Raw genomic sequence first — 16,468 nt, 5'->3', positions numbered from 1 at the left:
ATTTACTTTTCTTCGATTTCTAAAAAGAAATATTTAGAGTCTTTTAAAATTGACTTTGCTCCTTCTGAATGATCAAAGGCTTCTAATGCAAAGAAAATACTACTTTCATCTTTATTTGCTTTTACCGTAAGACTATCGTAATTTTCTAATCCTGCTAATCTATAAATCAAATCAAATTCATAATTGTCATTTATTTTCGCAAGATAAACCTTATTATTAGTACTAACTAGAAAAAACTCGGTATCTTCAATTTGACTCTTTATAAATACTTCTTTATTCAAAAATATAAGTTCATCTGTTCTTATATTATATAATATATATTCAAACCTCTCATTACCTCTTACTTGAAAAATCAAATTATCTTCACTAATTATGTACCCATTGAACATAGGCTTTTTATTATCAAATAAACTTTCTATACCAATCTTTGAGATATTTATATACCCAAAATCTTCAAAATAAATCTTCCCATCTTTTAGAATTACTTTTTTTATTTTGCCTAAACTATCTAAAGCCATTAAAGATTTTTCTTTTTCATCATAGTAAAACTTATTAGGATTCATTTTAATTATATCTGTTGTGTAATAAGTTTTATTTTTTATATCTACTATTAATATAGATTTTTCTTCTTTTGATTCATAGTTTTCCGTTACATTATTTATTTCTTCTATATAATAGTCATCCTTAATTTGAAAATAATCTTCATATCTATATTCAAATGAATCAATAACGTTATAATACATTTTGTCATATCCAACTAATTCAAATTTAACATTCTTTTCTAAATCCATATAATAAAAAGTATTATCTCTTGTATGAAGTCCTTCACTATACAAACCTTTGTATAATTTACCTCCTCTTCTTCTGATAAAATTTGCACCTTCCTTTGAAAACCATTTGTTTTCTTCCTTAACCAATACTCCATCCTCATTTAATATATATGGAACTCTTACTTCGTTATCATTAACAGTTCCTTGCTTTCTAGTGTCTAAAATTCCATTAACTCCATCATCATCATAAAAAAGCGGCTCAAAAGCTCTATCATCATAATTTATATTTACATTTCTTTCTGTAATTTTATATTTATTTAACACTTCATTATCCTTAGTATTTTCTTCTAAGATTTTTGTGTTATTGCAACTAACTGTAAATACAGATAAGCTAGCCAAAATAAACAAAAATATTCTTTTCATAATAAAAAACCTCCATGTACTATTTTATTATATATTACATAGAAGTTTTTACATAGTTTATTTAAGTTGTTACAAAGTTGTTAAATTTAAAAATTCTTTTATACTTTTATATATTTTAAATAAAAATTTATATTTTTATATAATCATTATTTTACTTTTCTTCTAATTATATAATATTTATTTATATTAAAAATTCACATTTATTTTCTAAATTTGAAATAAAGTTGATAATAATTATTTATAATGCTATTATTGTAAATGTTTGTACAATTAATGAAATTAGTAAGGCATATTTAGTTTATTATAGATATGTATATGGAGGGGATTATTTATGACAAAAGATATGACAACAGGAAATCCTGTAAAACTTATTTTAACATTTTCTATTCCTTTACTTATAGGCAATATATTTCAACAGTTTTATAGCATGGCTGACACTATAATAGTTGGTCGCTATCTAGGTGTAAATGCATTGGCTGCAGTCGGATCTACTGGTGCTATGGCTTTTTTAGTTAATGGTTTTGTTATTGGACTAACTAGTGGTTTTGCAGTTTTAGTTTCACAAAGATTTGGTGCTAATGATGAAGAAGGTGTAAAGAAAGCTTACGCTAGTTCTTTAATTTTATCTGCCATCATGACTATAGTAGTAACTATTATCAGCATTGCTTCTGCAAAACCATTACTTCAACTTATGAATACACCTGCTGATATTATGGATGAAGCATTAGCATATATAATAGTAATTTATGCTGGTAATATAGCAATAATATTTTATAATATGTTTGCAAGTATTTTAAGAGCTTTAGGTGATAGTAAAACGCCTCTATACTTCTTAATTATAGCTTCAATCCTAAATATAATTTTAGATATTGTGTTTATTGTTAATTTTTCAATGGGAGTAGCTGGAGCTGCTTATGCCACTATTATTTCTCAATCAATATCAGCTATATTATGTGCATTATATATAATTAAAAAATTCCCTATATTGAGATTACAAAGTAGGCATTGGAAAATCAGAAAAAACTATGTTAAAAGCCAATTAAGAATTGGTATCCCAATGGCACTTCAATTTTCAATAACAGCTGCTGGTGCTATGATTCTCCAAGGTGCTTTAAATAATTTTGGTTCTAAAATAATAGCTTCATACACTGCTGCATCTAAAGTTCAACAACTAGTTATGCAACCTGCCGTTACATTTGGTGTTGCTATGGCTACTTATTCTGGACAAAATCTTGGTGCTGGAAGAATAGATCGTATTAAAGAAGGAGTTAAAAAATGTACCATTATTAGTATTATTGTAAGTATAATATCCACAATTGTTGTAGTTACATTTGGTGGTACCTTTACAAAGTTATTTATTGATGGAAGTGATTTAGAAGTAATAGAATACGCAAGGCATTACTTAAATACAGTTTCCATATTTTATATACCTTTAGGATTAATTTTTATATATAGAAATACTCTTCAAGGAATTGGAGATAGCTTTGTACCTATGATGGCTGGAGTTGCGGAAATGATAGCTAGAACAGTTGTTGCATTTACATTGCCAAGCTTAATAGGATTTACTGGAATTGCTTTAGCTGATCCTGCTGCTTGGTTTGCCGCTGCTATTCCCCTTGGAATTACTTATTTTAAAAGAATTAACGTAATTTTAAAAGAAAAGCAATTAGCTGAATAGAAAAAACAAAAGAAAATTTCTAATAAATAATGCTACATTTATTAGAAATTTTCTTTTACTTTAGTTATTATATTTAATATTTCTTAGCATTTCTATGTGAGGTATATCATCTTCTAAATATGCATTAGAAACTTCTATAAATCCTAAGCTTTTATAAAAATCTTTTATGTAAACTTGTGCAAATATTCTAATTGGACTTTCACCATAAGTATTATTAATAAATTCTAAAGCCTTTTTCATAGCTTTTCTACCTAAATCTCTACCCCTATATTTTTCATCTACTACTACCCGTCCAATAGACACTTCATCATAAGAAACACCTTTCTTAAGTATTCTTAAATATGCCACTGTACTATTATCATCAGTACAGAATAAATGATATGCCTCTAAATCTTTATAATCGCAATCTTGATAAATACATTCTTGTTCTATAACAAAAACTTTATTCCTTAAAGCTAGTATACTATAAAGCTCTTTAGTACTTAAATCCTCAAATTTTTTTATCTTCCATTCCATATTAACCACCCCCTAAACGACTTATTATTAGGTAATTAACTATAAAATTTATATTATATTATATTATATTTTATAATTAATATACAATCGCTTAAAAGTTAAAGCCATTAAATCCCCAGTTTTCTACTTGCTCATATTTAATATATATCGCATCTTTAGGGATATTTAACTCCTTTTCATATAAATCACAAATTTCCTTAGTTACTTTTTCTAAATCACTTTTTGAAGTTTCCCCAAAAATTTTCACCTCAACGAATGCTCCATATTTCAATTCTTCTCCTCTAAAATATAAAGAGTATTCATCTTGAAATCCTATCATAAGATAATTTTCACTTTTACCAGGAATTTTTGTAATTATATTTCCTAATTTAGTTTTTAATAATTCTTTTTCTTCTGAACTTAATTTCACAGTTACTTTTGAATCTATAAAAGGCATCACTTTCCTCCTTAATTTGCTTTATATATTTTCTTATATTGTAAGATACTAATTTATTAATACTTTCCTCATCAGTACCATATTTTATACTTTTAATTACTTTTTATACTATTCATAATATTTCCTTACTTTCTATAAACTTGATTATAGCATAATAAACTAGTTCATTAAAGAAGAGATTATTACAATTTAATGTATAGTCTCCTCTTCATGCAAATTAAAATGTTATTCAATAAATATATCTAAATATATTAATCCAGCTTTTCAGTTCCATCAATTAATGTATCTTTAAATACATCTTTTATATAATTAATCAATGCATTAATATCTGTAAATGTTTCTCCTGCCATTATAGCTTCTATTGTAATAGGCAAATTTACCCCTCCAAAAACACAATACTTTTCTTGATTATTAACTAAATTAATCATTACTCTATTAAAAGGTGTTCCTGCAAATAAATCACATAATACAATCACTTTATTATAAATACTTAAATTTAATAAGGAATCATTTAACTTCTTATCATAATCATTTATGCTGTCCCCTACAATAAAATCAACTACTTCTACATTATCATAATCACCATTTAAACACTTTAAAGCACTATACAAACCAGAAGCAAAGGTACCGTGTCCAGTTATTAAAAATCCTACAGATAATTTTTTTCTGTTACTAGAAACGATGTAATTATCAACTATATTATTAATATTATAAGTTATATTTGTATCCATTTACTCCTCACTAAAAATATTTATAGCCTACTATATTATATTTTATTAAGTATGTGAAGTTACAGGAAAAAGTATTTCTCCATCTCTAACCTTACCCTTGCAATTTTTTATAAATAAAGCATTATCATCATCTATAACATCTCTTGTAATAACTTTAAACTTATTAGATTCTGGTATAAAGTTAATCTTAATATTCTTATCATCACTTTCAATAACCCTAATTAATATATTATCAATATCTATAGGATTTTTACTTATAATATCATATATAATAACCTCATCATTTTTCCTTTCTAAAATAACTACAATATCATCATCTTGAAAATAATAAAGATTATTATTAAATATATAATTACAATATACTTTTAAGGGCCATTCATCCTTTATTATTCCAAATTTATTTGATACAGGATATCTATCTTTACATAATCTTTCCATAATTATTTTATCTGTTGGCAATGATAAATTTAACCTTCTTACACTTGCAACATTTTTATACCCCATTTTTTTATAATTAATCTTCCTAGAATTTCTATTTCTTATATCATTCATGCTTATTTTATATTCAGTTTCATTTTTTCTATTGAATCCAAACTTAGTATAAAAATCTAAAACAGAATTATTAGCAAATAAATATATATAGTCTACCTTATTCTTATAATCTTTAAAGATTTCATTTATTAATCTTCTTATTAAGCCTTTATTTCTATAATTACTATCTGTCATAACAGTACCTAACTGAATTACTTTTTTTATTTCTCCGTCTTGCATTATTGTAAATTTATTTATAGAAACATTTGATATTACTTTTTCATTGTATATATAAGAATATGTAATATAATTCTCATTACAATACCCTTCTGCAAACCACATCTCGAAATTTAATCCAAATATATCTGAAGCTAAATTACTAAAGCTTTTTCTATACTTCTTATTTTTACTAAAATTTTTAAATAAAACAAACTCATCCATTTTCTTATATCCTTCTCTTTAATAAAATCTTGATATAAACTTATAATTACTATTATAGTATTCTATAAATTAATTTTATTTCTATATTCTTAGTAATTCCATACTTATATATATTAAATTATCTTTTATAATCTTAATATAAGTTTTGATTTCACTTACTTTTACATAATTTAATATCATATTATTTTTATTAGCATATAATATTTAAAAGCAATTAATAAAGTGTGATTTTATGAATTACCTATTAGAAATTCAAAACTGTAAATTATTAGGTTCCGGAGCTGAAGGCTCTGTTTACTTAACACCTGAAGGCTTTGCTCTTAAGACATTTAAAAATGTTAAAGCAGCTAAAAATGAAGAAGAAATACTTAGAAAAACTTTAGATAGTCCTTTCTTTCCAAATCCTTTATTAAGAGTAAGTAATATATTAGTGAGAGAATATGTAGGTGGAGAAAATCTTTTTGAATATATCTCTAAACATGGCCTAACTTATAATTTATCTATAGAAATTATAGATTTAATCGAGGACTTGAAAAGACTGAACTTTAAAAGAATTAACATAAGAAACGCTCATATATTTGTAAACTCAAAAGGTAAGATTATGGTTATAGATCCCAGAAAACCATATACTAAAGTAACACCATATCCTAAAGACATAATAAAAATACTAGCTAAACTTCATTTATTCGATAAGTTTTTAAAAGATGTTTTGGAATATAAACCAGAGCTGCTTCCTTATTGGACTTCTGCATATGATTATCTTGCATCTCCAAGGGAAAAGAGAATTTATCGATATGGTTAATCAAAATTAATCATTATATATTTATTTACATTTTATATATTTTATGGTAATATGTCTTTAATGGAATAAAGTATATATCTTGTACATTTTATCGTTATTTTTATAGTTGTTAAGCTGTAAATATAATCTTCAAATTATAGATAAAATTTTCTTTACTTAACTACAGTAGATACAATAGACATTCTTAAGCCTTAATCTTATGAATTAATTATAAAAAAATAAATGGTTAGTAAATATAAATTTTATATTTCTAACCATTTATTTTTAATAACTATAAAGCTCATTATAGCTTAAAGCTAACATTATTTTAGGATTATCTCCAGGATTTATCCATTGTAATATTTCCTTCATCTTACTTTGCTCAACTGCTACACATCCCCAAGTAGGAACTCCAACATCTACGTGCAAAAATATAGCAGAACTTTTACCGCTTATAACAGGATACCTATTATAATCAATCACTAACGCATATTTGTATGAATTACTATGCTCTATTAAATACTCAGCTGAATTCCATCGTCCATTTGGCTCTCCAAATTGCATTGTATTATAATAAGGAGAGTTAACATCATCTACCCAATATTCTGACCCATCTAAAACTCGATATGGAACTCCACTTCCTGGGTTTTGGGCAGCTCCAAAAGCTTCCGTTAAACTATATACTCCAGTTGGGGTGCATAAGTCCATTTCATAAACATCATTTGCAGATTTCATTCCATTTTCTCCAAGTTTTGCAAACATACTATCATATTCATACCATTTTCCATTACTATCTTTTTGCCATAATACTAACTCTGCTGTACTACCACCTGTACTTACTACTGAAATTATTTCTCTGGAATTTTATGCAACAGAAGTATTTGCAATTTTAGGCTCATTATTAGTAGAAACTGGTTGTTGTACATTGGTTCCGTTGCTTATATTTGATGTATTGGATTTATTTACAATATCTTCTTTTTTAGCATCTTCTTTTACTTCTTCTTCCTTTTTTTCAGTTTCATCTTTTGATGCCAATTCTCTTTCATTTTCTTCTCTTATTCTTTCTTCTTCCGCATTTTTCTCTTCTTCTTCTTTAACTCGCTTTTCAACAGAAGATTTTAAATCACTCATCGTTTTTAAAGTCTCATTAGCTTCAATTAAATTTTTATCACTTATAGATTTATTAAAGCTTTCTTTTAATTTCATATAAAGTTCTTCTTCATCACTATTCATATTAGAAATTTTCAACGAACTAAAAACTTTATTTACTTCTTCTATTTGCACATTTAAGTTTTTTTCTTTGCTAACCTTTACAAGGTAAGCTCCAGTACTGCCTAAAATAATAAGTGTTACTATAAGTAAAATACTTATTATCTTCATCTTTTTAGTTTTTATCATCTTCTTCCCCCATATAATAATTTTTTTTGTTTAAATGTATTATAATAAACCCATTTCTTATAATACATTATTTTTTATTCTAAATAAATAGTTGATTCTTACAAAATTATTTTTTTAAAGCCTATTTACATATATTCTTTTAAAAGATTTATTCATAAATACCTTTATTTTTACTATAAATAACATTAATCATTTTATAAAGTTATATATGTATATATTTTTATATTAAATTTTACAAATCTTCTATATAACTAAAATATTAAAACAATTAAATATTTACTTTTATAGCAAATTTATGTAAGCTTTACTTATAAATTAAATAATTTAAGTGCTAGGGGTGCCTTTTGGCTGAGAAATGATAATTCATTAACCCTCTTTACCTGATCTGGATAATACCAGCGTAGGAAAGTCACGATGTACTTTTATAGGAATGATTATATCAAAGCTATAAGTATACCTCCTAGCAACTTTTAGGAGGTATTTTTTATGGATATTTTTATTAACACATTAAAAGAAGGTTTTACTGAAATCTTGAAAAACCCACTTTCTTTAGCTACACTTATTGGTGTAATAATATTAATATTATCACTTATTAGATTTAAGAAAATTAATCTAGATGCTAAAATTATATCTAGAATTGGTATTGCTTTAGCTCTTGCTACAATACTTCATCTTATAAAGATTGTGGATTTGCCTAATGGTGCTGGAAGTATTAACTTAGGAAGTATGGTTCCTATTTTAATTATCGCCTTTATGTATGGTCCTGAAATTGGTATGCTTACAGGATTTTTATTTGGAATTATATATTTGATTATAAGTCCTTATATACTCCATCCAATTCAAGTTCTTTTCGATTATCCTCTTCCATTTATGGCTATGGGAATTGCTGGATACTTTAAGAATAAAAAACTCTTAGGTATTTTCGTAGGCATGTTTATAAGATTTATATTTCACTTTATATCAGGCTTCTTATTCTTTGGACAGTTTGCCCCAGAAGGTTGGCCTCCTATGCTTTACTCCTTACTTGCTAATGGATTAGTGGTTGGAGGTAATTTCATTGTAGTATTAATAATTACAGCATTGCTACCAATAGATAGAATCATTGAAAAAAGTAGCAATTTCACAATATGAATTTTATAAATCATTATAAATATTATATTTTACTGTATTTATTTAATTATATACTTATGCATTAAAAACTTATTCTTAGTAATGATTGAATATTTTTTGTTAAATAGTGAATAATCGGTCAATTAAAAATGGAATAAGAGCTAATTATAATTAGCTCTTATTCCATTTTTTTCTCTAATTTCACTTGTATAAAACTACTATGAATATAAGACTAAAATTGAGTATGATTTCAACTTTGGCACTTCTGATGTTTTAACTGTCTTTATTATTTCTACTCCTGCTTTATTAAAATCAGCAATTATATTCCATTCCCCTTTTTTTGAAGCTGGTATATATTGATTTATATCATAGTCATCTATTGATGTTCCATTGTATACAACAATTAAATCATTAATATTTTGTTCTATATGGTTTAAATTTTTAAAATGCCATTTAATTACTCCAACCTTTTCTTCACCATTTAAAAAGCTAATTTCAATATTGTTTAACTCTTCTCTCTTTTCTAGTCTAAACGCTTTAAAATTCTTCCTAATTTCTATTAATCCCTTCACATAGTTAAATACTTCAATATATTTTGCTTTATCTCTCCAAAATATTGCATTTATATTATCAGGACTCTTATAACTGTTATGATCACCATTTTTCGTTCTTAATATTTCAGCTCCACCCTGTATAAATGGTATTCCTTGTGATGTTAATATTATTGCAAGCGCTAATATATTTCTTCTCACCAAATGATTTTCAAATATATTTTCTTCTTTAATTTTTCTATAATCTTTCTCTTTAATGTCAGGTGTTAAACTTTTTTCAATTTGATCCCAAAGAGTATAATTATCATGTGCATCTACATAATTTATACTTTCTCTTGGATAATATGTCAATGTATTTATAGATCCTTTTAACCCTTCTATTATGCTCCATGCTGTAGCTCCATCATGTTGACTTCCATTGACAAATCCATTAGATGGGTTATTATTTCCTCTTATAAAATCTCTAAAGGAATCATTAAATATGGAAAAATCTTCTCCCCTTTGACTACCTTTATAAGTTCCATTTGTAAGTGATGACTCTCCACCTTTCCATGGCTCACCATAAATTAATATACTTTCATCTATTTTCTTACTTTCTTTTACAACTTCCTTCATAGTATCAATGTCTATTAATTCCATAAGGTCAAATCTTAGTCCATCTATATTATAATCTTTTAACCAATGTTTTATAGAATCAATTATAAACTTTCTAACCATAGGTCTTTCGGTTGCTATTTCATTTCCACATCCTGATCCATTTGTAAATCTACCTCTATAATTAGTTCTAAAATAATATGCTGGAACTATATTATCTAAACTTCTTGTTTCCTGCATATGATTATAAACTACATCCATAACTACCCTTATTCCGTTTTTATGAAGATTTTTAATCATTTCCCTGAGCTCGATTATTCTCGAAATTGGATCATATGGATCACTTGAATAACTACCTTCAGGCGCATTGTAATTCTTAGGATCATATCCCCAATTTCTATTACCTTTTTTATTTGATTTTCTTTCATCAACTGAGCCAAAATCAAATACAGGTAACAGATGTATATGTGTTATTCCAAGTTCTTTTAAATGATCAATTCCTGTTTTTACAGTAATCTTTCTTTTCTTATCTTTATAAGAAGTTCCCTCTTTAGCTAATCCCAAATATTTACCTCTGATATTTTTATCTATTCCACTATCATCACTTATAGTAAAATCCCTTACATGTACTTCATAAATTACAGAGTCTTCTTTTCTTAAAAGCTGTGGTCTTTTGTCACATAACCATCCAAATGGCATTGATTTTACATTATTTATATCTACTAAAAATCCTTTTTCTCCATTTATTCCTACTGATACTGCATATGGATCTACTGCATAATTTATCTTTATATATTCTAATCCATTTCTATCTATATCTTTGAAATATAGTTTATATAGATAAAAGCTACATTCATTTTTTTTTCTACTAATCTCAGTAAAATAAGTTCCGCTTTTTTCATCTTTATCCATATGATATATGTTTTTTTCACTTTCATTAATATCATACCAATTTTCATATAAACATAAATCTACCTTAAATGCTGTAGGAGCCCAAATTCTTAAATATATATTTTCCTCATCATATACAACTCCCATATCAGTTCCATCATAATAATAATTATCTAAAAAGTTTCTCATGGTTACTTTACAAGGTAAAAATGTATTACTAGCCCTTATTTCAACTAAATCACTTGGTGATATTTTGGCATCTAACTTTTTAAACTCAACCTTTTTAAATAATTTATCAATTACATACTCGCAATTTTCTTTTTTAATTCCATTAATGTAGAGATAAAATTTAGTACCATCCAAAGGAGTTTTAGATAAAAATGCTGTAATGCTATCTTTATTATCCATTATTGCAATTTCAATCCTAGGCTTTATATATTCAATTACATCTTCTAAATTTGTTATAATTTTATTTTCTCCATAAACTATATAACAATTTTTTATTCCTTTTGGTATTTCAAATGTTGCTGTTTGCTCAGACCAATCATTTCCCCAGTTATCTCCCCAGGCTTTTCTTCTTGCAATTATATTTTCTTCCCTCACAAATGCACATCTACCAAAATCACTTTTATTTTGTAACTCAACTGCATATGAAACTCCATGATTTGAAAAGCTCCATAAATCCCACTTGTATCCATTTCCAAAATAATCACCATCATTTTTTATGAAATGTATTAATGTTCCTTCTACTTCATTTAAAATAATAGAAAACTCTCTGCAGGCTCTTTCTCCTGTAATTTTATCTATACAAGTTACTTTAAGAGAGTTTTTATTTCTTAATAGTTTACTTATTTTAATTATATTATTTGAAAGCGTGATATCTTTTCCTAAATAATCAATTGTCCAATAAACATCTCTTATTTCTTTTATTCCAAATATCGATTCTTTTAATGCTACTAATTGTATTTCCTCACCTAAAAAAAATACATTACTAGATGCTTTTATTTCTAATGAGTTAATATTATATATTTTATTAGAGTTGTTATTGTTTATATAATTATGTGTTATATTATCGCTATAGCTTATCATTCCTTCAACTCCTAAAACCTTGCTATTATATTTTATTCATATAAATAATTATTGCCCCTACTTGTTTCTTCTTAATCATTAGTAAAATTTATTTGATTCATAAAATAATATTATTAGACTTTAATTTTATACTTCACCATTCATGAACTTTTTCATTATATATCCTACTAATTCTTGTATTAATTTGATATTGATTTGTGAAGATCACTAAGTTAATAATCCTAATAATTGTAATCAATATATAACTTACTTTAAATATATAAGTCAAAAAATAAAAACTATAGATATAATTTGTAGCTTACTTACATAAACATCAAATTCCTTTATAGTTTTTACTCATATCTTAATCCACGCTATAATATTAAATCACAAAATTCAATTGCAACATTTAAATCATTTATTTGATAGTTTTCAATAGTCATATTTTTATTTAAATCTTGAAACATTAACTTTGGTAGTAATATTGTTAATTCATTTCCATAAGAATATTTATTATTAACATATACTTTTCCATTATGAAGCTCTAATAAAGATTTAGCTATTGATAAATTCTTAGCATAAAATTTAAATGAGTAACTGTTAATATTATTTCTTAATGAATTAAATATACAATTATCAACATCATTTCCATTATATTTAAATTTAATTTTTACATAACTTTTTGTCTCTGAAATGCTTATAAATATATCGGAATTTTCTACTGATACCATTAATGTATTTGAAATAATACTTAGTATTATTTTTTCAATTAAATTTGGATCACACTTTATAATTAATTCTTCTATTTCTGTATCAAATATTAAATCATTATTTTGAAGACTTGCATATTTTACAGTTTTTGATACAATGTCTTCAACTAAGTAAACTATATTATAATTTTTAAATTCCACCTTTAATTCATCTGCATCTATTTTTACTGCATCAATTAAATTATTTATAGTTTTTAATACCTTTAAACAATTTTTTGTAACTACAGAATTGTATTTTAAATAATACTCCTTTAATTCACAACTCCCAATATTACTCATATTATCTATTAATTGAATACAAGAATAAATTGAGTTAATTGGTTCTTTTAAATCATACGACAATTTCGAAAAAAACTTTTCTTTTATCTTATCATATGACTTTAGTTCATTATATCTAGCATTTATTTTAGTTACTTTTTTTTCATTTTCTATATTAATATCCTTCAAAATCGAATTGATTCTTTTTGCAATTATTAATGCTTTTTCATAGTCACCATTATTCTTATAAGCTAATTTAATACCATTATAGCATCTTAAAGTATACCTAATATTGAATTTGTAAGAGCTTCTTAATGCATCATTATAATACTCTAATGCTTTTAAATAATCTCCTTCTGAAAAACTAATATCTCCTTTTATTATTATTATCCAATAATATATGTCAGAGAACTTAAAATTTTTCTTATACTTAATATAGGTTTCTTCACTTTCCCTAATTAATCCTTTAACTATAGATAGATTTTCCCTTTTAGATACATCTTCTTCTATTTCAAGCATTATTTTTCTACATATTAATATATTTACTTTAACCTTAAACTGCTGTTGCTTTCTCTTATCTAACTTCTTTAAGATTTTATTAATATAAGCAAGCAATACTTCTATATCTTTATTTATTTTCTTCTCATTTATATATATTTCAAATATCTCTATAGCTAAAGATAATTTTGTCATTATATTCAATTTTTTTTCATACGTTTCTATAGTTTCAATAATTATTTCTCTCGCATCAGATAATCTGTTATCAATTACATAAATATCTTTCAAAAAACAAACTGTAAATGCAATTTCATCATATTTATTATTAAGCTTTGCATATTTCATAGCTTCCTTAAACATATTTTTAGCCGATTCATAATCTTTTATATAAATGTACACTTCACCAAGACAAACATAAATATTGAATACATCTTCGTCTTTTAACAAAGTTATCATTTCCCTAGTTTTCTTTAAATATTTTTTTATATAATAATTTTCTCTTCTTTTTAATGCTTCAGTGTACATTGTTGATAAATATAGCTGAATTAAATAATAATATGACTTTTCTTCTATAAAAATTTCTTCTGCTAAATTAAAATATTTCTTTTGAAGATAACTTTCATTAAGATCAGAATAACACTTAGTCATATATAAAAATATTTTTCCTCTTTCATGTAAATCATTTATCTTATTGCTACTTAAAGTTCTACTAAAAAATTTAGCTGCTCTTTTTTTGTCTTTTTCTAAATAATAATAAATAGCTTTTGCATATTGTACATATTCATATTTTTTTTCTTCTTCTATATAGATTTGTATATTGTCCTTAACTTTTTGCAAATCTTTATTCCTTAATATATTTAAATATCCATGATCTACATCATTTATTGACTTAGCAAATAATCCATCCATTCCTATAACCCCTATTAATTATATAAATCATAAATATCAGATAATTCTACTGATATCTTTTCAACATTTAGTTTATATTCTTCTTTATATTTATTATTTTCCTCTATTAACCTATATTTAGGTAAACTTACCACAAATTCGCTTCCATCTTTATATTCTGTATTTAAATATATATTCCCATTCATTAAATCTAATAAGGATTTTACTAAAGGTAAACCTATCCCACTTCCTTCGGTACTTCTATTTAATGACTTATCTACTTGAATAAATTTTTCAAAGATTTTCTCTTTCATTTCCTTAGGTATTCCAATTCCTGTATCTCTTACACGTATTTCTACATTATCTGTTTTATTATAAATATTAACCATAATCTTACCATTTGCTGGAGTAAATTTTATAGCATTTGATAATAAATTCAATATAATTCTTTCTAGCATATAAGCATCACATTTTATTATTAGTTCTTCTATATCTGTATCAAATAATATTATTATTTTTTTTATTTCTACATATGGTACTACTGAATTCGTAATTTTCTCTACTAAATCAACTATATTTATATTTTTAAAATTAGCTTCATAAATTCCTTTTTTTATTTTTGTTACATCTATAATATTGTCTATAAGTTTAAAACTCCTTAAGCAATTTTGTCTAATATTATTTTTATATTTTAAATAATACATCATAAATTCTTTTTCATCTTTATCTTTATATAAATTTAAAAGTTGCATTGACGAATATATTATATTAATTGGAGTCTTAAATTCATGAGAAATATTTGCAAAGAATTCACTTTTAGCCTTTTCTGATTCTTGTAACATTTCAAGATTTCTATACAGCTCTAAATACTTTTCTCTATATTTATTATTATCATATGAAAGCATTATTGAATTAGCTTTCTCCATATATTCCATAGCACATCTAAAATCACCAAGCTTTTCGTATGTTTTTGATAACCTTTCATATGTTTTTTCTATAAATCTATAACCATACTTTTGTGATAGTTTCGTTAAGTTATTATAATGAATTAATGCTGTTTTATACTCATTTAAATTATAGTATATATCACCATATAACATTTCTATATATAAATCAAAATTACTAAATCTAAAAGTATCACTATATTTTTCATAAATAGACTTTGCTTTATCTAATTCTTGCAGTATATACTTTCCCTTTTCCTTCATTTTAATAAAATATCTACACTTAAGAAGTATTAAATTTGCTTCAAATTGTTTTTTAGTTTTAATTGGTATTTTCTTTATATTTTCTTCAATTAAACTTATTAATGACTCTACCTTGTCCATATTTAAATTTAAGTCTATATATAATGTTGATAGCTCCATATAAATTGTTGTAATAATTAATAAAGATAAGTTATTTTCTTTGTTATTTATAATTTTATTATATAGCTCTATTGCATCTCTTCTTCTACCTATATATGTATATCCAACTGCTATATAATACATCAATAAAAATTGAATCTTTTTCAAATTATATTTTTTGGCTAATTTGTATCCTCTATTATATAAATCTATTGCTAGTTCATTATTATTTAGCTCTATAGAAAAAACTGATCCAACATTAAGATATTCTTCAGCTACCCAATATTCATCATTATTGTCTAATAAATCAATAGCTTTTTTTAATATATTTATTCCTTCACCCTTTTTTTCATTTCTGATAAATCTTGTTGCTACATTGATATATAAACTTACTAATTCTTCATATTTTTTTTCTGATGACAATGCTTTTTCCGCCAACATTAAATGAATTTTATATCCATTCATATTATTTTGAACTAAAAACATTTTTGTTAGCTCTGCATATATTTTCCCTGAAGATATCTTTTCAACATTTTTTATCAAAAACTCTTTTTCAAGATTTTCTATTGCATCATCTAACAAAATTTTATTCATATTAATTAAAGCTTTTAAATGATATGATTGCACTTTATCAATACTTTTTGAACCATCATCTACTTTTTCTAAAGCACTCATTGCACTTAAATAAGCCTTATTTATAGTATCTCTATTTTCTTTTGTTTCTCCAATATCCTGTATCTCATTAATTTCTTTTCTTAATGTTTTCATTTTATCCCCTTATAGCTACAT

General features: G+C 24.7%; 13 protein-coding genes and 1 riboswitch. Of the genes, 3 read left to right on the top strand and 10 right to left on the bottom strand.

The window, feature by feature from the left end:
• Positions 1 to 2: 2 nt before the first annotated feature.
• Positions 3 to 1,193, bottom strand: a complete 1,191-nt coding sequence (locus NSA50_RS16405) for a hypothetical protein (RefSeq protein WP_257446818.1) — start codon at positions 1,191 to 1,193, stop codon at positions 3 to 5.
• Positions 1,194 to 1,524: 331 nt separating this feature from the next.
• On the opposite strand from NSA50_RS16405, the gene NSA50_RS16400 reads away from it, so the two are divergent.
• The gene (locus NSA50_RS16400; RefSeq protein ID WP_195263029.1) at positions 1,525 to 2,871 is read left to right on the top strand and encodes an MATE family efflux transporter; all 1,347 of its coding nucleotides are present in this window, start codon (positions 1,525 to 1,527) and stop codon (positions 2,869 to 2,871) included.
• Between the two features lie 60 nt (positions 2,872 to 2,931).
• Here NSA50_RS16400 and NSA50_RS16395 read toward each other — a convergent pair whose 3' ends face one another.
• The 4 genes from NSA50_RS16395 to NSA50_RS16380 all read right to left on the bottom strand — a co-directional run bounded on the left by NSA50_RS16395 (position 2,932) and on the right by NSA50_RS16380 (position 5,526).
• On the bottom strand, positions 2,932 to 3,387 hold the full coding sequence (locus NSA50_RS16395) for a GNAT family N-acetyltransferase (protein ID WP_257446815.1): 456 nt from the start codon (positions 3,385 to 3,387) through the stop codon (positions 2,932 to 2,934).
• 91 nt (positions 3,388 to 3,478) lie between these two features.
• On the bottom strand, positions 3,479 to 3,823 hold the full coding sequence (locus tag NSA50_RS16390) for a phenylpyruvate tautomerase MIF-related protein (RefSeq protein ID WP_195263027.1): 345 nt from the start codon (positions 3,821 to 3,823) through the stop codon (positions 3,479 to 3,481).
• A 251-nt stretch (positions 3,824 to 4,074) separates the two neighbouring features.
• The gene (locus NSA50_RS16385) at positions 4,075 to 4,554 is read right to left on the bottom strand and encodes a PTS sugar transporter subunit IIA (protein WP_195263026.1); all 480 of its coding nucleotides are present in this window, start codon (positions 4,552 to 4,554) and stop codon (positions 4,075 to 4,077) included.
• A 45-nt stretch (positions 4,555 to 4,599) separates the two neighbouring features.
• Positions 4,600 to 5,526, bottom strand: a complete 927-nt coding sequence (locus tag NSA50_RS16380; RefSeq protein WP_257446810.1) for a GNAT family N-acetyltransferase — start codon at positions 5,524 to 5,526, stop codon at positions 4,600 to 4,602.
• A 232-nt stretch (positions 5,527 to 5,758) separates the two neighbouring features.
• Here NSA50_RS16380 and NSA50_RS16375 point away from each other — a divergent pair, with 232 nt between their 5' ends.
• Positions 5,759 to 6,328 (top strand): protein kinase family protein, encoded by a 570-nt coding sequence (locus tag NSA50_RS16375; protein ID WP_195263024.1) that lies wholly within the window; start codon positions 5,759 to 5,761, stop codon positions 6,326 to 6,328.
• Between the two features lie 264 nt (positions 6,329 to 6,592).
• On the opposite strand, the gene NSA50_RS16370 is transcribed toward NSA50_RS16375, so the two are convergent.
• Both NSA50_RS16370 and NSA50_RS16365 read right to left on the bottom strand, forming a co-directional pair.
• Positions 6,593 to 7,069: a L,D-transpeptidase family protein gene (locus NSA50_RS16370; RefSeq protein WP_257446806.1), complete on the bottom strand. Its 477-nt coding sequence runs from the start codon at positions 7,067 to 7,069 to the stop codon at positions 6,593 to 6,595.
• A 102-nt stretch (positions 7,070 to 7,171) separates the two neighbouring features.
• Entirely contained in the window at positions 7,172 to 7,705 is a 534-nt protein-coding gene (locus NSA50_RS16365) for a hypothetical protein (RefSeq protein ID WP_257446803.1), read from the bottom strand.
• Positions 7,706 to 8,028: 323 nt separating this feature from the next.
• A riboswitch (TPP riboswitch) is annotated at positions 8,029 to 8,129 on the top strand.
• Positions 8,130 to 8,191: 62 nt separating this feature from the next.
• Between NSA50_RS16365 and thiT the strand changes: the two genes are divergently transcribed.
• Positions 8,192 to 8,836 (top strand): energy-coupled thiamine transporter ThiT, encoded by a 645-nt coding sequence (gene thiT / locus NSA50_RS16360; protein WP_257446799.1) that lies wholly within the window; start codon positions 8,192 to 8,194, stop codon positions 8,834 to 8,836.
• A gap of 197 nt (positions 8,837 to 9,033) precedes the next feature.
• Here the strand turns inward: thiT and pulA are convergent, their stop codons facing one another.
• The 3 genes from pulA to NSA50_RS16345 all read right to left on the bottom strand — a co-directional run bounded on the left by pulA (position 9,034) and on the right by NSA50_RS16345 (position 16,447).
• The gene (pulA, locus tag NSA50_RS16355; protein WP_195263021.1) at positions 9,034 to 11,940 is read right to left on the bottom strand and encodes a type I pullulanase; all 2,907 of its coding nucleotides are present in this window, start codon (positions 11,938 to 11,940) and stop codon (positions 9,034 to 9,036) included.
• Positions 11,941 to 12,293: 353 nt separating this feature from the next.
• A complete protein-coding gene (locus NSA50_RS16350; RefSeq protein WP_257446797.1) occupies positions 12,294 to 14,354 on the bottom strand; it encodes a hypothetical protein in 2,061 nt (686 codons plus the stop codon).
• Positions 14,355 to 14,368: 14 nt separating this feature from the next.
• Positions 14,369 to 16,447 (bottom strand): sensor histidine kinase, encoded by a 2,079-nt coding sequence (locus NSA50_RS16345; protein WP_257446794.1) that lies wholly within the window; start codon positions 16,445 to 16,447, stop codon positions 14,369 to 14,371.
• Positions 16,448 to 16,468 lie beyond the last annotated feature (21 nt).

This window comes from Clostridium mucosae (assembly GCF_024622765.1).
GTDB lineage: Bacteria > Bacillota > Clostridia > Clostridiales > Clostridiaceae > Clostridium.
The sequence above is the reverse complement of the archived record's forward strand: the minus strand, read 5'-3'. Positions and strand labels throughout refer to the sequence as shown.